Source organism: Caballeronia sp. LZ035, assembly GCF_031451175.1.
Classification (GTDB): domain Bacteria; phylum Pseudomonadota; class Gammaproteobacteria; order Burkholderiales; family Burkholderiaceae; genus Caballeronia.
Genome location: NZ_JARUXS010000004.1, coordinates 52,881 through 70,648, shown reverse-complemented (window position 1 = coordinate 70,648; position 17,768 = coordinate 52,881). Strand labels below are relative to the sequence as shown.

Below are 17,768 nucleotides of genomic sequence, written 5' to 3'. Positions count from 1 at the left end.
CCACGCGCGTTCGACGGCGCTTTGAATGTGGTCGTCGCGTTCATATGCCATACCCCGGAATCCGCACCGCGCGTCCTATACGCCCCGCCACCATCGACGCGAACGAAGCCAGGATCAGATAGCAGACCCACACGACCAGCATGACTTCGAGATTGCGGAAGTTGTCGAGCGTGATCTGCGTGGCGTAGTACATCACGTCGGCCACCGCGACGAAGGCGGCCTGCGAGGAAGTCTTGATCAGACTCACGATGTTGTTGGTCATCGGCACCATGGACAGGCGCATCGCCATCGGCAACTGGATATGCCAGAAGGTGCGCAACCGCGAATAACCGAGACTGCGCGCGGCATCGACGGTTGCTTGCGGCACCGCATGCAGGCCGGAGCGCACGATCTCGACTGCAATCGCGCCGTTGTAGAGCGCAAGCGACAGCACCATGCACGTGAAGCCGCTGAACACCGGAATCTGCTGACCGGTCGCCAGATTGCGCAGCGACAGACCCAGTTCCGACAGCGTGAAATACAGCACGAACAACTGCACGAGCGGCGGCGTGTTGCGCAACAACTCGACGACGATGGTCGTCAGCGTTTCCAGCAGCGGCATGCGGAAATAGATCACCGCCGCACCGATGATGCCGATCACGAACATCAGCGCGATCGCGCACACGCACATCGCGACCGTCGTGCCCACGCCGCGCACAAGCCAGGTCTGATACAGCGGATCGGCCAGCCAGGTGAAGTCGAGACTCATGAACGCCCCTTGCGCATGTCGTCCGGCAGGCGGTCGCGGTTACTTCGCGGAAGCCTGCTGCTCGGTCACGAACTTGCTCGTGCCCATGTTGTAGGTCTTCTCCGCGTTGACGAGCACGCCGGCCGCTTCCGCACGTTTGATCGACTGATTCAGCGCGGCGAGAAACTTCGGTTCGTTCTTGCGCACGCCGCCGACGATGGGCACATATTCATACGCATCGAGCGCGATCTTGTCCTTGTCCTTCCAGCCGTCCTCGTTCACCTTCAGCGTGAGATTCGGGCCGTCGTAGGCAATCGCCTCGCACCGGTTGTCCCGGAACGCCTTGTACATCTGCGCCGTGCCGGTGAAGAGCACCGTGTCCGCGCCGAGCTTCTCCTGCAGCGCGCGGTTATACATGTTGCCCTGGCTGCCGCAAACCTTGCGGCCCTTCAGGTCTTCCCATTTGCCGATCGTCGTGGTCTTCGGCGTGAGCAGCACCATGCCGGCCATCATGTAGTACGGGTCCGTGAAGTCGATCACCTTCGCGCGGTCCGGGTTCTTGCCGAGCGTCGCGAAGATCACGTCGATGCGGCCGGCATTGAGCAACTCGATCCGGTTCGACGCCACCACGGGCACGAATTCGATCGCCGTATCGGAGCCGAACATGTCCTTGGCGACGAACTTCGCGAGATCCACTTCGAAGCCGATCAACTGGCCCTTGCTGTCCAGATAACCGAACGGCACGTAGTCGTTGCGGATGCCGACAACCAGCTTGCCGCGTGCCTTGACCATGTCGAGCTGATCGGCGCGCGCCCCGCCGGAAAGCCAGCCGAAGCCGAGCGCGAGCATCATCAGAACGACCCACCACGAACGCTTCGACATGAACATCTCCAGAAGAAGAAACAGGTGAAACGCGTCAGCCGGTCGCATCGGCGAACGGCGTCTGGCATGGCTGTATTCTTTGATCGCGTCCTATAATAGTCAAATAGGACAAAATTCACTGCTTATAAGGCTGGCTTATGGAGGCATCGAGTCATGAATGTTCGTCAACTTGAAGCATTCCAGGCCGCCATGTCCGCCGGAAGCCTGACTGCGGCCGCCGGCCTGCTCGGCGTATCGCAGCCGGCGGTGAGTCAGTTGATTGCCCAGCTGGAGAGCAATTGCGGGTTTTCCCTGTTCACCCGGACGGGCACGAAGATGCGTCCCACCCGCGAAGCCGAAGTGCTTTACGCCGAGGTGCAGCGCATGTTCATCGGCGTGGGGCGTGTTGCGGGCATTGCCAAGGCGTTGCGCGACCAGTCATGGGGGGCGCTCAGCATTGCGTCGTTTCCCGTGCTGACGCGGCGCGTGCTGCCGGGCATCGTCACGACGTTTTGCGAGGATCGGCCCGATGTGAAGTTCAGCGTCGAGAGCATGCGATCAAACTCCCTTCTCGACGCCATCGCGACGCAACAGGTCGATCTCGGCTTCAGCGTGTTGCCGGGCGATCGGCCCGAGCTCAACAGCACCTATGTGTGCACCTTGCGGGGTGTTTGCATTCTGCCGAAGGGGCATCGACTTGCCACGCGGCGGCTCATTCGCGCAAAGGATCTGGATGGCGAGGCTTTTGTCGCGCTCGGGCCGCAGGACCATTCGCGCTTCCAGATAGACCGGATCTTCGAAGAGGCGGATGTGCAGCGGCGTATTCAGATCGAGGTCGGTCAGTCCGAGACCGCGTGCGCCTTTGTTGCGAACGGCATGGGTGTTGCGGTGGTCGATCCGATCAGCGTGTACAACAACGCCGGAGCGGACTTCGTCGTATGCGCATTCGAGCCGAAGATGGAATTCGAAATCTGGCTGATCCGGCCGAAGATTGCGCGGCCCTTCGCGCTGATCGAGACGTTTGCTGCGTACGCTTCCAGGGAACTCGTTCGTCTCGCGAATGAGGCGTTTCTTGATCGGCGGTAGTTGTGGAGTCGTGGCGAGTGGTTGGTTCGGATGGTGGTGATGTTCGTTGCATGCGCAAGCGGCGCGTGACGGGTCGGGCTGGTTGGGGAAAGGTCGCTCGATCAATGGTTGTCGAGGGGAAAGCTGGGGGCTGGTGAGTGGTCGCTCCGAAGTGGCGCTTGCGACCCATTGCGGAAGTGTTCGACGGATCAAGGTCTATAGCAGCTTTGCAGCGATTGCGGTCCTTGGTTGCCGTCGCGCGTAGTCAGTCTGACTGCCATGAAATAGTTGTTGAGACTAGCGACCTGTGCGGATCTGAGCGCCGGCGCAGCCGCCCTCAGGGGCGGAACCACTTCTGGTACGCCGACTCGATGTCGGTGGCTAACATCGACCGCATCCTTCACGCTTAAGCCCCGCTTCTTGATGGACAGGTCGTGACGGAACGTGGGTGGGCCTGAACCGTTGTAAATCGCAGGCACCAGCAGGTACGAGCCGCTCCGCCGCCCACCTTGAAAGGCCGACGAGATGCTCGGCCCGTTCCGCACGAACAACGACAAACTGGTCGCGAGCGCGGATGTCTTTGTCGTCGACGGCGAGCGGGTCGTCGCCGCTGCGGAGGACAGCATCTATCTGCGCCGGCTCGACGAACTCGAGATCAAGCGCGAGCCGGCTCCCCCCGTGGCCCCGACCGTCTACAAGCTTCTTCTGCTCCGGGAAGGGAGCAAACCCAAGCCGATCGATTGGCCCGGCGGCGGCGAGGACAAGACCCGCGAGGCGTTGCGCAGGTTTCTGGGCGACGACGCGCCAGCGGACCTCCCCTTCCTCGACAGCGCGCAGAAGGCGGTCCCGCTCGACATGGAGGCGTTCGAGACCGTCGCCTTCACCGCCGGCATCGACTGGGCAACGTTGAGCGAACACGTACTCTACAAGCCGCTCAGCATTAGCGGTATGCCGATTTCATCGGGCGCCCGAACCGCGCGATTGACCACGTCAGGGAAGGCAACGCCTGGGTGCGGAGTGTCGGCCGAGTCGAAGGCGAACAAGTGCTGCTCACATGCGGACCATCCACTTGCTACTCGAAAAAAACCGCCGACGCCAACACGCCATTCACCGCAACCTTCAAGATTTGAACGATGCTTTCATCGTGTCTCCGAGGTGCGCAACCGCACGGCTGAAATTCCCGATGTGAGGTGCATGCAACAGCCATACATCGAGCTTAGGCGCGAATCTCGCCACCTTCACGACTTCGAGCCGCCGCCGCCAGACGCTATGGGTAAGCACGCTGCGCGGAACCAGGCCCAATCCCAGGCCGGAGGCGATGAGTTGCAGCTGCATCTCGCTGCCGTGCGTATCTGCCTTGACGCGCATGGCATAACCGGCCGCTTCGATCGCGTTTTGCAGCGCCACCCGATAGCCGCATCCTTCAGGGTTCAGGATCCATCCGCCATCCGCAATGGCAGGAAGCGTCGCACGACTCGAAACAAGTGGACGCCTTTTGCTCTGCACTATCACGAGATCCAGGGTCGCGATGTGTTGGCCCACATAGCCATCCGCGGGTTGCTTGCCCTTTGGAGTCAGAATCGCCGCGACATCCAATCCACCTGCATCGAGCAGACGATGAAGGCCGGGACTCCAGTCCGATCTCAATGTCACTTCGAGTGCCGGGAATGCGTCCCTGAGCGCGGTCAGGGCGTCGAAGAGAACGATATCGGCGATGCCCTGCGGCAAACCAAAGCGCAGCTTGCCCGAAGGATCGCCATCTTCACGGGTGACGTCCATCAGCCGGTCGAAAGCAGCCAGCAGCGGAACGGCATGCTCGTGGATCCGATGCGCAAGCGCGGTTGCACGCGGCGGTTTGGAATTGCGCTCGAGAAGGGGTGCGCCCAGCACCTCTTCCAGTCGCTGAATGCGCTTCGACACCGCAGACTGCGTGACGCACAGCTTTAGCGCGGCACGGGTCAACGAGGTTTCCTCGACCACCGCCACGAAGGATTTCAATTCGTCGATCATTATTCCATTCCGTCGCTCAAGGCAGTCCGAATATTCGCTTTTGGAAAGTATGGATTGAGTCTAGCCTAGTCGGCGCTATCACACACACTCTTATTGAGGCCGCTATGCCGCTCGTCCGAATCGATCTTTCGAAAGCAGCGTCACCCGCCGTCGCTCAGGCCGTCAGCGACACCGTCTACGAGGCGATGATCTCGATCGCCAATGTCCCTGCCAATGACAAATTTCAGATCGTCCACCGCCACGACGCCGACGAACTCGTCTATCCCGCCGATGGCTATCTCGGCATCGCTTACTCTCCGTCGATCGTTTTCATCCAGATCACGTGGAACACCGGTCGTTCGATCGATGTGAAGAAGGCCTTCTATGCCGCCGTTGCCAACGGCATTTCGGTAAAGACGGGGCTGCGAAAGGAAGATGTCTGGATCAGCCTCGTCGAGGTCGCGCGCGAGAACTGGTCGTTCGGCAACGGGGAGATGCAATACGCACCCGCCGACTAGCCTGGATCAGCGCTCGCAGCGCATGGAGGAAGACATGAAGCCACTGGAGCAGTTGACCTTTCATTCGCTGGAATTGCAGCCCGTGCTGATCCCGTTGAAACGACCGATCGTATCGCGGGTCGGCAGCTACTCGAACTGGCCGGTGGTCGCCATTACGCTCAGAACGAACGAAGGCGTCAGCGGATGCAGCTATCTCGAACCGTACCTCGCTCATTCGATGAAGTACATCGTGTCGATCATGAGCGATCTGGCGGCCAGCAAGAAGGGCAAGCGCATCGCGCCCTTGTGCGACTTTCAGGCCGACCGCAAGTCCCTGAGTCTGGTCGGCTACGAAGGTCTCGCGATGATCGCCATCGCCGGGCTGGACATGGCGGCCTGGGACGCCCTGGCGAAAGCCGCGAATCTTCCGCTGGCTCGCCTACTGGGCGGCGACGTCGGCGCGGTGCCCGCTTATAACAGCAACGGTCTGTGGCTGACGGATACCGGGAAGCTTGCCGACGAAGCGCTTGCGCTGATCGCGGAAGGCGGCTTCCGGGCTGTCAAACTCCGGCTTGGGCGCGATCAGTTGCAGCAAGACGTCGACGCCATCGAAGCAGTCCGTGATGCCGTGGGCGGCGATATCAAACTCATGGTCGATTTCAATCAGGGCATGCGATTCGGCGATGCCGTGCGCCGCTGCCATGAACTGGACGACTTCGGGCTGTACTGGTTCGAGGAGCCCATCGCCTACGACAACATCGAGGGACATGCGGATCTGGCGGTCGGCCTGAAGACGCCCCTCTGCCTCGGTGAGAACTTCTACGGGCCGCGCGCACTGTCGCGGGCGGTCACGGCCAAGGCAGGAACGTTCATGATGCCGGACATGATGCGCATCGGAGGCGTATCGGGCTGGCTTCGCTCGGTGCCGATCGCGGGCGCGCTGGGCATCGACGTGTCCAGTCATCTGTATCCCGAGGTTTCCGCGCATCTTCTGCGGGTCACGGAAACGGGTCATTGGCTCGAATGGCAAGACTGGACGGAGCAGATCCTGCAGGCCCCGTTTCCCATCAAGGACGGGTTGATTCATGTTCCCGACCGACCGGGCACGGGCGTCGAATTCGATCGGGAGGCGCTGGCGCGGTTTGCTGTTCACTGAGCGTCAGCCGGGCGCGCGATCGCGAACATTATTAAGCTGTCCATCCTCCGTCGATACGCAGACTCGTACCGGTGATCATCGCGACCGCAGGAGACGCAGGATACAACACCGCCGCCGCGACCTGCTCGCCTTGCAGCAGACGGCCCATCGGGATCCGGTCGAAGACCCAGTTCCTGAAGTGCTCGTTCTCGAAGAACGGCTGCGTCATCGGCGTATCGACGAAGGTGGGCGCCACCGTGTTCACCCGTATCCGCGGCGCGAACTCGATAGCGGCTGCTTTCGTCAGACCTTCCATCGCGTGCTTCGTCATGCAATACACGGATCGTTCAGGTGCGCCCACATGTCCTATCTGCGACGAAATGTTGATGTTGGCCCGGTCATCGGCCGCATCGCCTTCGAGCATCTTGCGCACGGCGGTTTTGATCTGCTGCGCTTCGAGGCGGCCGGCAGCTTGCGCGCGCGCCTGCAATGCACTCGCCGCCTGATAGCCGATGAACACGGCTTCCTTCACGATGCGCTCCGCCAGCCAGTCGATGTAGGCCGGATCGAACTTCATCTGCAGAAACTTCAAGGCGGCGAGTCTTTCGCCCGGCGACGCGCTTTGCGAGAGCTGCCTCACGAATGGCACGGCGGCGAGCCCCAGCCATTTCATGCGCGCCGCGACTCCTCTCATCCTGAGTGTGCGCTCAATGCCGAAAGGCATCGCGGAGCGCAGTGCTTCGTATTCCGTCGCGAGTCTGGCGAGCGTCGGAAGGACGTCGCTGGCTTTGTCGGCCGGCACGGCGTCCAGAATCCGTTGCGCCGATTCACGGTCCTGCTCCGACGGAACGGATGGCTCGCCGATCGGCGGACTCACGCTGTGATCCGGCTTCGACAGCACTTCCTGGATCGTCTCCCGCAACGAGCCATGGTAGGAACGGACGAAGGCGCCTTGAAGGAAAAGACGGGTGTACAGGTAGCCGCAGATGAACCCGATCAGCGGGTTGCCGACGATCAATGCGGTCGCGGCGGAGATCGCGGCGCTGCTTGGCCGCAGCAACAACGCGCCTGCGGCCCTGACGCTCACACAGACGATGTAGTCCCGGATCTTGGCTTGTTCGTCGGAAGGTCCGCTACGAGGAGCGATTGCAGCGGCACGGCCTTGCCATCCGGCGCATGAGGGTCAATCGAACCATTCGCGTACAGCCCCCATCCGGCAGCCGTCGAGATAGCGCCCCTCGTGCAGGCTTTCGTGGTTGATCGGGCTGAGCCACTCGAGGTGATCGCTGAAGTGTTCGCAAATCGAAATCGCGAGCGCACGGCCCCGCTTGCGGCGGCAGCTCGCAGGCCGTGTTGCCAGCACGACAATCGAGAGAACACGCCTGAGACCGTCGCGGCGCTGAGCGGACGGAAGTGGCGGAAGCGCAAGAGCTGAGTGAGAAGCCAGGCAAACAGCGGCGATGTCGATGCGAGCCGCATGCAGAGCACGCCGACGTGCGGCGAAGCGAGGCTGATAGGCCGCCATCGGCAGGAGTACGTTGACCGCCAAGGCGCGTGTCTAGCGGAGTGAAAGAATGATGAGCGCTCGCTTGACGACGAGAACGACACGATGTGCGCCGCCAATAAAAAGCGCGCGGGGTAAGCCGCGCGCCTCTCTTGCTACGTCATCCGCCGGGCGTTACGCCGGCTTGATGTTGGATGCTTGCTTGCCCTTGGGGCCCATCTTCTCTTCGTAGGTCACTTTCTGCCCTTCCGCCAGCGACTTGAAGCCTTCCGAGCGGATTTCCGAGAAATGCGCGAAGAGGTCTTCGCCGCCACCATCAGGCGAAATGAAGCCAAAGCCCTTCGCATCGTTGAACCACTTGACCGTACCCGTTGCCATATTTGTCTCTTTAACCAAAGTCACGTGAAATGGCCAGCGCTACCTGCACGCGCCAGCCACCCATATTGTACCGACAGAATCGCTATGGCGACCTCCGGCGCGTTCCTGTAGGTCGAGTCCGTAGTCTGCGAGCATTTTCTCGGTGTTCGCAAGAATGAGAGGCGGGTCTTCGACCGTCCACAGGCCGGTGGTGGCCTTGGCAGGAGGACGACGACCGTTCGAACGTATCATCAAGACGCGTCACGCGCTCGTAGCCTCGAATTTTCTGCATTCCCAGTATGCGGATGCCGCACTGGCTGGAGACGTGCGAAACGAACAGGAATTCGCGCTGCTTTGTATGAACCCACGTAGGGCCGCGCCGTGCCCCGTCCCGCCCGATTTGGAATTGGGCCCTGCCGGACCGGCATGGCGTTGCTTCGAAGGTGACCAGGCAGACCAGCGCGAGCAGACGCGGAAGGTCAACGGAGTGAGACGGCAAGCGCTGATGTCCATGCGCATCCGCAAAAAAACGCGCCTTAGCGCCGAGGTGCAGCGTCGGCCGATTGTTATATACCTCGGCTCTCTCTCAGGTTCTGGCGGGCCGAATGATGAAGGTCCGACGCTGCGGGACACATGATATCGCTGGGACCGGTTCCAAATCACGCATTATTCGCAAATTAATGCAAGGCACACACATGATTTCGGTAAAAGAGTCCTTATGGCGAAAAAAAAGCCGACCCGGTTAAGGGGTCGGCTTTAAAGTCCTGGCCAATCCGAGGGCCGTGCCAGAACCTGAGAGAAGGTGAAGCTGAACGTGCATGCGGAGTTTCAAAGGGACCTGCTCAAGCTCGCTTAGGTTCCGATCGCACGTTCGTGCCTGTAACGTGTGTAGATTGTAACAATATGTTGCGAAAAGGTTTCATTGCAAATTTGCATGCGTGCGATAGGTCTCGACGTGATGCAAAGCCCGACTCGATCGGGAGACAACGGTCCGTTGAAATACCGTCTCTTGCTATCACACAGAGACACAGCATCCATAAAAAGCTCGTCCGCCGGGGCCAAAACGCTAACTTCATTGGTAAACGGTCGCTGATAAACGAACTTGACGGTCGTTCGAAAGAAACGGCGCGCCAAAGGTTCGCATCAGGCGTATCCGCCCACCTGGCCCTGAAGCACGCCTCGAAAAAATCACCTCAGGCTGTCGGTCTGCTGTCACAAAGCTTTCGTAGCCTCTCTGCTTCGACGAAAACGCGGCTCTGCCCCGAGCCGACGACAACGAGTGGAGAACCCAGGATGACGATGGAACGCAACGCGCTGCTGGCTTTGGCCCTGACCTCGACGGCCCTGCTTGCCGCCTGCGGCAGCAATGACGACAACAGCGCGCCCGCCACGCCCGCCGTCGCGGACGGCACGAAGGCGACGCTCGCGATGCTGGAAACAACCGACATCCACACCAACGTGCTGAGCTACGACTACTTCAAGCTCGCCGAGGACAAGTCGATCGGTCTGGAGCGCACTGCGACGCTGATCGCCGCGGCGCGCAAGGAATTCCCGAACACCATGCTGCTCGACGACGGCGACACGATCCAGGGCACCGCGCTGTCCGACTATCAGGCGCTGGTCTCGCCGATCGACTGCAAGACGACGCTGGCCGTCTACAAGGTGATGAACGCGCTCAACTACGACGCAGGCACGATCGGCAATCACGAGTTCAACTACGGCCTGCCGTTCCTCGCGCAAGTGACGGGTTCGAAGCTCGATGTGCCGAACCTGCCGCCCGTCGCGCAGCAGCAGGCATGCTCGGGGCCTGCGTTTCCGCTGGTGCTGTCCAACGTGTTCGGCGCGAAGAGCGCTCAACCGATTTTCAAGCCGTACACCATCGTCACGCGCAACCTGCAGGCGACGGGTCCGGACGGCAAGGCCGTCACGGTGCCGGTCAAGGTGGGCGTGATCGGCTTTACGCCGCCCGCGATCATGTCCTGGGACAAGCGCAATCTCGACGGCAACGTCTACACGCAAGGCCTCAAGGAAAGCGCCGAGAAGTACGTGCCGCAGATGCGCGCGGAAGGCGCGCAGATCGTGGTCGCGCTGTCGCATGGCGGGCTGGACAACTCGCCTTATTCACCGTCGATGGAAAACGGCAGCTACTACCTCTCGACCGTGCCGGGCATCGACGTGCTGATGATCGGTCACTCGCACCAGGTCTTTCCGGACGCGACCAGCACAGTCGCCCAGTTCAACCTGCCGGGCGTAGACAAGGTCAAGGGCACCGTCAACGGCATTCCGACCGTGATGGCGAACTTCTGGGGCAAGCATCTCGGCGTGGTCGCGCTGTCGCTCGCCTATTCTAAAGGCGCCTGGACCATCGATAAAAACGCGACCAGGGTCGAAGCGCGCCCTATCCAGAACGCCGACAAGACCTACGTGGCCGCCGATCCGTCAGTATCCGCCGCGATCGCCGCCGAGCATCTGGCGACGATCAACTACGTGAAGACGCCGATCGGCTCGACGGACTTCCGCATGACCACGTACTTCGCCGATGTCGGCGACGTCTCGGCCGTCGAGATCGTCAACCAGGCGCAGGCGCAATACGTGTCGGATTATGTCGCGGCGAACCTGCCGGAATACGCGGGCATTCCCGTGCTTTCCGTGAGCGCGCCGTTCAAGAGCGGTTTCGGAGGCGGCACCGATTTCACGGACGTCTCGGCGGGCAATGTCGCGATCAACAATGCCGCGGACCTGTATCTGTATCCCAACACGGTCTACGCGGTGAAGGTCACGGGCACTGACCTCAAGGCATGGCTCGAAACGGCGGCGCAGCGCTTCAATCGCATCGATCCGGCCAGGACGGCCGCGCAGGAACTCGTCAGTTCCTATCCGGGCTATAACTTCGACATGATCACGTCGAAGGACTTCAGCTATGAGATCGATGTCACGCAGGCCGTCGGCAGCCGGATCCGGAATCTGAGTTACAAGGGCACGCCGGTGGCGAGTGACCAGGCGTTCATCGTCGCGACAAACAACTATCGCGCGAGCGGCGGCGGCAACTTCCCGGGCCTCGACGGCAGCAAGACGATCTACGCCTCGCCCGATGCGAACCGCGACGTGTTGATCTCCTACATCAAGAAGATCAAGGCGATGACCTCGGCGACGAACGGCATCGACCGCAGCTGGCGCTTCACCAAGGTCAGCACGCAAGGGCCGGTCACGTTCAAGTCGGCGCCGAATCTGGCCGCGCTCGCGCAGACGCAAGGCATCGGCAACATCACGCAGACCCAGGCCGACGACGGCACCGGCAAGGGTCTCGCGGTGTACTCGATCAATCTCGCGCAATGAACGCGCGTCTGATCAGGATCGGCGCGTTCGTGCTGGCCGCCTCGCTGGCGTGCAGCGCGGTCGCGCTGTCGCGCACGACCGGGCGGCAGATCGACGAATGGCGCATGCGTGCGCTGTCCACCCGCGACTGGACCTCGCTCACGAAACTGCGCGCGGCCTCGTGGACGGGCAATGAGGCGGCGGCGTTCGCGCTCGGCTCGGTGCTCATCGGTGACGGCGATGCGGCGCGCGTGCGCGAGGGCATCGGCTGGCTCGAACGCGCGGCAGGAGCAGGCGACGTGCAGGCGCAGCTGTTGCTCGGTCGCGTCTTTCTGAACGGCGCATCGGGCGTCGCGGTGGATGACGTGCGCAGCCGCATCTGGCTCGAACGCGCGGCGCGTTCGCTGCCTGCCCTGCCGCCCGCGCCTGCGCTCGCCGTTGCGGACGATCACGCCGACGACCACGCGCCGCCCGCCGGCGCCCTCGCCGCGTACTCGCTCGCGTCGATTCATCGCAACGGCTACGGCGTCCCGCGCGATGCCGCCGTGGGTTTGCGCTGGCTCACGCTGGCGGCGACGTGGGGCGTGCCGCAGGCCCAGTTCCAGCTCGCCAACGTCCACCGCGAACGCGGCGACGAGCGCCAGGCGCTCATCTGGCTGCGCCGCGCGGCGGCTGCCGAAAATCCCGAAGCGAATCTGGCGCTTGCCATCGCGTATCGCAACGGCGAACTCGGCTTGCGCAAGAACGAAGGCGAGTATTGGAGCTATGTGAAGGAAACCTTGCACGACTACAAGCATCGCGCACAGCCCTGAAGCATGGCGCGCGGGATCGGCGCGTTCGGCGGTGGCGTCGACGGGAAGCGGTGTTCACGTCGAATGCCCCGGTTTTTAGCGCGAGGGCGGCAAGCGAGCGCGCCGCCGAATCTACACCGTGATCTCGCTCAGGTTCATCTCCGTCGCGATCTGCTGGTCCATCGGGTCCGATACGACGAAAGCCATGACCGCGCGTTGCAAGCCGGTGCCGTCCGATGCGCGCGAGACACAAGAACCACTTTGAAGATTGTGTTGCCGACAGGGCCCGCGTCGGGTAAGTTTTTGCTCAGTCAAGGACGCCCAAGACTCGCCGCCAGGCGCTCGCCGTAACACGGGCGGCCCCGCTGTCGACGGGCCCGCGCTGAACATGGACAAACCCGGTTCCGTCAGACGTGCCTCGAAGAAGCCCGGCGAGCGGCATGCGGCAAACTTTGTCGTCGTTTCGTGGCTCGACCTGACGATCTCGATCGGGCTGACGTTCGTCGTTGGCGCGTTGCTCGTATGGGCGGCGATCCGCGTGATCCAGCCCGCGCCGCCCGATACCTTGACGATGGCGGCAGGTCCCGAACACAGCCGCTTCTGGTACGCCGCGCTGAAGTACAAGGAAATCCTCGCGCGCAACCACGTCAAGCTGAACGTCCTGGTCACGTCGGGCACGCTCGACAACCTGAAACGACTCACCGAACCCGCCAGTCATGTCGATCTCGGCTTCGTGCAAAGCGGTCTGAATCGCGAGCCGAATGTCGTGTCCGCAGAGCCGCGTCACGCGGGTCTCATGTCCCTCGGCACCATCAACAACTGGCCTCTGTTCGTTTTCTATCGCGGTCCGGAACTCACGCGGCTATCGGAGTTCGAGGGAAAGCGTCTTGCCATCGGCCGCGAAGGCAGCGGAACGCGGCAGATCGTGCGGATGCTGCTCAAGGCAAGCGGGATTGATCCTGACGTCGGCGGGCACACGCTGCCGATCGAGGGCGAGGTCGCGGTGAACGCGCTGCTCGATGGAACGATCGACGCCGCCTTTCTACGCGACGACTCGGCACGCCCCTGGCTGATGCAGAAGATGATCCGCGATCCCGGCATACGCCTTTTCGATTTCACGCAGGCGCGGGCCACGATCCGCATTTTTCCGTTTCTGACGCAGTTTGAAGTGCCGATGGGCGCATTCGATCTCGCCGACAACCTGCCGCCCGAATCCGCAACGACCATCGCGACGACGATCGAGTTGATCGCACGCGATTCGCTGCATCCGGCGCTGTCGGATCTGATCATCGAAGCGGCCGGCGAGGTGCATGGCGGCGCAAGTCTGCTGCAGAACGCGGGCGAATTTCCCGCGCCTGTTGCGCATGATTTTCCGTTGAGCCCGGACGCCGCGCGTTACTACAAGTCGGGCAAGAGTTTCATTTACAGAGCGATGCCCTACTGGCTCGCGAGCCTGGTCGATCGGCTGATCGTGCTGGTCGTGCCGATCGTCGTCGTATTGATACCCGCGTTGCGCTTCGTGCCGCCGCTCTATGCATGGCGTGTCAAATCCCGCTTTCGCCGCCACTACGGCGAGTTGCTTGCGCTCGAACGCAAAGTGTTCGACGACCCGTCGGAACGAAACTACGAAGAATTTTCGCGAAGGCTGAATCGCATCGAGAAGCACGTTAGCGGGCTGAGGGTGCCGCTCGCTTACGCTGACGCGTTCTATACGCTGCGCGAGCATGTGAGTTATCTGCGCGCACAGGTGGAAGCATTGCGACGCGCTGATGATGTTTGAAATCGACGGCTGTCGGGCTCCCGTTACGGTGGGGACGTCGATTCGCGAGAGAGCATTCACTGCCGCCGTCCAGGGCAGCAGACTGGAACGAGTATCTTGCCAAACAGCGCGCTCAGTCCAGGTGTCCTTGCTCAGCGAGTTCCACGAGCGTATCAACGACATGGCGTATCTTGGGTCGCAAATGAGCGACCTTTGGCCAGACAGCGTGCACCTCGATCAGGTCTCTTGAGATATCGTCAAGCACGGAGCGCAGCGCTCCTGACTCCAGATGCGGCCGCAACAGCGACATTGGCATCTGGCACAGTCCCAGACCTGCACATGCCGCCTCGATGATGGAGTCGCCATCGCTTATCTGATGCGTTCCCGGGGGCAACACACGCTTCGCCTCACCGTCGACATGTACCCTCCATGACAATGGTTGCCCACGTCGATAACCGACGACGCACGAATGGGCCTCGATGTCTTCAAGCCGGTCCGGCGTCCCATGCTGTGCAAGATAATCAGGCGAGGCTGCAATAACCATCCGTTGGCTGGTGAGCCGGCGGGCGACAAGGCCGCTCGAGCTCTGCAGTTCGCCAAAGCGGACAACCAGATCGACGCCTTCTTCAATCGGGTCGATGAGATGGTCCGAAAACGTCATCGTGAACTGCAGGTCGGAATTCTTCCGCGCAATGTCCAGCAAGATGGGAACAAGTATGCGGCGTCCAAACGCTGCCGGCATGTCGATGCGTAGCCGACCGACAGGACGGTGTAGTTCCGGCCCGAGCGCGGTTTCTGCAGTGGAAATTTCGTCGAGCGCCGAGGCGCACGCAGCGAAATACGCTTCGCCGTCGGCCGTGAGGGAAATACTTCGGGTCGTGCGATGGAACAGTTGAGCGCCCAGGCGCTCCTCCAGCTTCGCAATGGCTTTTCCGACAGCGGACTTGGTAAGCCCAAGTTGCTCGGCGGCGTCCGTGAAACTGCGTGACCGTGCCGCCGTGACGAAGATAACAATTCCGCTGAAACTGTCGACTTGTGCCATTGCTGGCCTCATTGAAGCGTTTTATTCTTCATTGGGTTCTACAGGCTGATTATTGTCAACCCAGCGTAACCCCCATGCTATCTAAAGCCGCCGGACTCCGGGATCTTGACCGCGCAACCTGAGTTGGCCGCCTCGATAGCCGCGTTCGCGAGGCGCAGTGCGCGGATACCGTCTCTGGGCGTTGCCGGCATGGGTGCGTTCTGTTCGAGTGCCGTCAGGAACCGGTCGAGTTCGACCCTGTACGAATCCGCATGTCGCTCCAGGAAAAAGTTGAGGAGCGGCTCGCGCGCCTCCGTCCTCTCGCTGGTCCAACGGCGCAAGCTCGATGGCCGATGGTTCTCGTTCAACAGCATCCCCTTCGAACCGAAAACTTCGACACGCTGGTCAAAGCCGTACACAGCCTGACGCGAACCGTTGATATGGCACTGCTTGCCCGAGGCCGTCCGAAGCAACACCATCACGCTATCGTAATCCGGCAGCTCTTCAAGGCCTCGGTCGACCAGGCAGTTACCCATTGCCATCACCTCGACCGGATCCTCGCCAAGCAGCCATCGAGCCGTATCGAAATCGTGGATGGTCATGTCACGGAAGATGCCGCCGGAGTGACGAAGATACTCGCGCGGCGCGAGACCCGGGTCGCGGCTGGTGATGATGACCTGGCGAACATCTCCGACTTCGCCTTCATCGATAGCCTGCTTCAGGCGCATCGCGTCCGGGTCGAAGCGCCGATTGAATGCCAGCATCACGCGGCCATCAAGACGCTCGATTTCCTCGACAGCCGCCAGCGCACGGTCAATGTCAAGGTCGATGGGTTTTTCGCAGAGCACGGGCTTACCCAGCCGGACGGCTTGCAATGTCAGGTCGATATGGGTGTCGGTCGGGGTTCCGACAATGACAGCATCGACGTCCTCGCGGCCAACGACTGATTTGCAATCGAGCGAAGCATCGCAACCGAGGTCGGCCGCGAGCGCCTCGACCGCATCCGTGTACGGGTCTGCAACCGCGACGAGCTTCACGCGACGGTCCGCAGCAACGTTAGCGGCGTGAATTTTTCCGATGCGGCCTGCACCAAGAACGGCAATTCTCAGCATATGAGTCTCCCATTATTCGTCGACGCATCAACGTGCGCCAATTGTTCAAAGTTGCATTCAGAGGTCCAGGACGTCCGTCGTCGACTTGCGTGTGCCCAGGTCCTTCGAACCGCTCTTGTGCGGGTCAGCACCAGGGTCGTCAGCGAGTTGTCGGCTTAGACGCAGGATGTCGTCGAGCTCAAAGTCCTGGACATCGGGAAGCCGGTCGCCGCGTGTTGCGGCCACAGCGGTCGCAATGCGCAACGCGTTGGCGCGCTCACGCATCAACAGTTCCAGTGCTTCGACGAGAAACGCTCGCTCTCTGGACGACACGCCAGAAGCAAGGAAGCGGTCATGAGCCGACATGCGCTGGTCCTCTTTACAGTTCATACGAGCAAGCCGTTCACTATCCGGCCCGTTTAGATAAGGCTGCGGATACTGCCCCCGTCGACGCCCCATACCGCAGAAGTGACGAACGACGCGAGGTCCGAGGCCATGAATACAATCACATTGGCGACTTCATCCGGCTGCCCCAGGCGGTTGAGCGGCAAGTGACGCAAGGACAGTTCGTGCTCGACTGCGTCCTTCGGCGCCATACCGTGGAACTTCCCCATGGTGTCAGCGAAGCCGCCTTCCTTGGTCCAGAACGGCGTCCAGACGGGTCCCGGCGCGACAGCGTTCACGCGAATCTTCGGCGCCTCGGCACGGGCAAGACCTTTCGTCAAGGCAAGCACGGCAGCCTTGGATGCGGAGTAATCAATCGGCACAGGCTCCGGCTGCCGGGCCAGGTCCGACGCGTTGTTGATGATGACGGTCCTTTCGCGCTTGCGCAGCACCGGCAGCAGGTAGTGGCAAGTCCGCACGTAACTCATGAAGTTGAGATTCATCGTGAATTCCCAATCTTCATCCGAGAGTTCGTCGAAGGTGCGAACCTTGCCGGCACCGACGTTGTTCACGAGAACGTCGACCTGACCGCTGTAGGGCTTCAGCGCCGTATCGATACCGCCTTTCACCCCTTCCGCCGTGGACAAGTCCGCTTGTGCAATCGTCACGTTCGTGCCGAGCGCTCGCAGTTCGGACTCGGCTTCTTTCAGCGCGTTGCCGTCAATGTCGATAAGGCAAAGCCGCGCGCCCTCACGCGCAAACCCAAGCGCTGTCGCTCGTCCGATGCCCTGCGCAGCGCCCGTGATGAGCACGATCTTTCCGTCAAGTCCTGTTTGCATGATGTCTCCGATCTGATGGTATGGGTCGGCGCGAACGCTGGTAATCGAGAGCGTCGTTATCCGGTTCGCCCTTCTTCGAGGACGAACTTTCCCTGCTCCTGGCTTACGCGAGGAGCACTTTCAAACAGCGATGAAACAAGGGGTTTAGCGGTTGTCTACCCGCTTGATGAATGGTCTGATGTCGACCGAAGCCCAGATTCCTGCCTGGTTGAACGGATCGGCGTCGACGAACTTCTGAATGGCTTCGATGCCATCGGCTTCGTAGAGGAAGAAGCTGCCAATCATCGTTTGTCCATCCGGCTTCGTCAGCGGGCCGGAAATCAGCGTCTTGACCGGTGCCGTCTGCAAATGCGCCTTGTGGGCATCGTAATTTTCAAGGCGACGTTCGACCATGTTCGGATGGTCGAGGCAATAGACGGTGAAATTCATGGTT

The 17,768-nt window shown here is 61.3% G+C and carries 18 protein-coding genes; 6 read left to right on the top strand and 12 right to left on the bottom strand.

The features are described 5' to 3' along the window. Positions 1-40 precede the first annotated feature (40 nt). Both QCE88_RS30675 and QCE88_RS30670 read right to left on the bottom strand, forming a co-directional pair. Positions 41-748, bottom strand: coding sequence for an amino acid ABC transporter permease (locus tag QCE88_RS30675; RefSeq protein ID WP_309908928.1), 708 nt, complete (start codon positions 746-748; stop codon positions 41-43). A 39-nt stretch (positions 749-787) separates the two neighbouring features. Continuing rightward, on the bottom strand, positions 788-1,609 hold the full coding sequence (locus tag QCE88_RS30670; protein ID WP_309908927.1) for a transporter substrate-binding domain-containing protein: 822 nt from the start codon (positions 1,607-1,609) through the stop codon (positions 788-790). 153 nt (positions 1,610-1,762) lie between these two features. On the opposite strand from QCE88_RS30670, the gene QCE88_RS30665 reads away from it, so the two are divergent. Then, positions 1,763-2,674, top strand: a complete 912-nt coding sequence (locus tag QCE88_RS30665) for a LysR substrate-binding domain-containing protein (RefSeq protein WP_309908925.1) — start codon at positions 1,763-1,765, stop codon at positions 2,672-2,674. A gap of 360 nt (positions 2,675-3,034) precedes the next feature. Here the strand turns inward: QCE88_RS30665 and QCE88_RS30660 are convergent, their stop codons facing one another. Both QCE88_RS30660 and QCE88_RS30655 read right to left on the bottom strand, forming a co-directional pair. Further along, positions 3,035-3,571, bottom strand: coding sequence for a hypothetical protein (locus QCE88_RS30660; protein WP_309908924.1), 537 nt, complete (start codon positions 3,569-3,571; stop codon positions 3,035-3,037). Between the two features lie 201 nt (positions 3,572-3,772). Continuing rightward, positions 3,773-4,663 (bottom strand): LysR family transcriptional regulator, encoded by an 891-nt coding sequence (locus tag QCE88_RS30655; RefSeq protein WP_309908922.1) that lies wholly within the window; start codon positions 4,661-4,663, stop codon positions 3,773-3,775. A 104-nt stretch (positions 4,664-4,767) separates the two neighbouring features. On the opposite strand from QCE88_RS30655, the gene QCE88_RS30650 reads away from it, so the two are divergent. Both QCE88_RS30650 and QCE88_RS30645 read left to right on the top strand, forming a co-directional pair. Then, positions 4,768-5,160 (top strand): tautomerase family protein, encoded by a 393-nt coding sequence (locus QCE88_RS30650; protein WP_309908921.1) that lies wholly within the window; start codon positions 4,768-4,770, stop codon positions 5,158-5,160. A gap of 34 nt (positions 5,161-5,194) precedes the next feature. Continuing rightward, a complete protein-coding gene (locus QCE88_RS30645) occupies positions 5,195-6,295 on the top strand; it encodes an enolase C-terminal domain-like protein (protein ID WP_309908919.1) in 1,101 nt (366 codons plus the stop codon). Between the two features lie 31 nt (positions 6,296-6,326). On the opposite strand, the gene QCE88_RS30640 is transcribed toward QCE88_RS30645, so the two are convergent. From QCE88_RS30640 to QCE88_RS30630, 3 genes are all read right to left on the bottom strand, one after another. After that, positions 6,327-7,361, bottom strand: coding sequence for an SDR family oxidoreductase (locus QCE88_RS30640; RefSeq protein ID WP_309908918.1), 1,035 nt, complete (start codon positions 7,359-7,361; stop codon positions 6,327-6,329). Between the two features lie 96 nt (positions 7,362-7,457). Continuing rightward, a complete protein-coding gene (locus QCE88_RS30635; protein WP_309908916.1) occupies positions 7,458-7,823 on the bottom strand; it encodes a hypothetical protein in 366 nt (121 codons plus the stop codon). A 129-nt stretch (positions 7,824-7,952) separates the two neighbouring features. Further along, a complete protein-coding gene (locus QCE88_RS30630; RefSeq protein WP_309834859.1) occupies positions 7,953-8,156 on the bottom strand; it encodes a cold-shock protein in 204 nt (67 codons plus the stop codon). A 1,272-nt stretch (positions 8,157-9,428) separates the two neighbouring features. On the opposite strand from QCE88_RS30630, the gene QCE88_RS30625 reads away from it, so the two are divergent. From QCE88_RS30625 to QCE88_RS30615, 3 genes are all read left to right on the top strand, one after another. Next, the gene (locus QCE88_RS30625; RefSeq protein WP_309908915.1) at positions 9,429-11,471 is read left to right on the top strand and encodes a bifunctional 2',3'-cyclic-nucleotide 2'-phosphodiesterase/3'-nucleotidase; all 2,043 of its coding nucleotides are present in this window, start codon (positions 9,429-9,431) and stop codon (positions 11,469-11,471) included. Then, the gene (locus tag QCE88_RS30620; protein WP_309908914.1) at positions 11,468-12,262 is read left to right on the top strand and encodes a hypothetical protein; all 795 of its coding nucleotides are present in this window, start codon (positions 11,468-11,470) and stop codon (positions 12,260-12,262) included. The genes QCE88_RS30625 and QCE88_RS30620 overlap by 4 nt, the downstream gene beginning before the upstream one ends. Positions 12,263-12,629: 367 nt before the next feature. Beyond that, a complete protein-coding gene (locus tag QCE88_RS30615) occupies positions 12,630-14,021 on the top strand; it encodes a TAXI family TRAP transporter solute-binding subunit (protein WP_309908913.1) in 1,392 nt (463 codons plus the stop codon). A 112-nt stretch (positions 14,022-14,133) separates the two neighbouring features. Here the strand turns inward: QCE88_RS30615 and QCE88_RS30610 are convergent, their stop codons facing one another. The 5 genes from QCE88_RS30610 to QCE88_RS30590 form a co-directional block, all read right to left on the bottom strand. Beyond that, positions 14,134-15,042, bottom strand: a complete 909-nt coding sequence (locus QCE88_RS30610; protein ID WP_309908911.1) for a LysR family transcriptional regulator — start codon at positions 15,040-15,042, stop codon at positions 14,134-14,136. Positions 15,043-15,119: 77 nt separating this feature from the next. Beyond that, complete coding sequence (gene iolG / locus QCE88_RS30605) at positions 15,120-16,133, bottom strand: inositol 2-dehydrogenase (protein WP_309908909.1); 1,014 nt, start codon at positions 16,131-16,133, stop codon at positions 15,120-15,122. Positions 16,134-16,190: 57 nt separating this feature from the next. Beyond that, entirely contained in the window at positions 16,191-16,478 is a 288-nt protein-coding gene (locus QCE88_RS30600) for a hypothetical protein (RefSeq protein WP_309908908.1), read from the bottom strand. Positions 16,479-16,531: 53 nt separating this feature from the next. Further along, on the bottom strand, positions 16,532-17,308 hold the full coding sequence (locus tag QCE88_RS30595; RefSeq protein ID WP_309908907.1) for an SDR family oxidoreductase: 777 nt from the start codon (positions 17,306-17,308) through the stop codon (positions 16,532-16,534). Positions 17,309-17,479: 171 nt separating this feature from the next. After that, on the bottom strand, positions 17,480-17,764 hold the full coding sequence (locus QCE88_RS30590) for a YciI family protein (protein ID WP_309908905.1): 285 nt from the start codon (positions 17,762-17,764) through the stop codon (positions 17,480-17,482). Between the last annotated feature and the right edge of the window lie 4 nt (positions 17,765-17,768).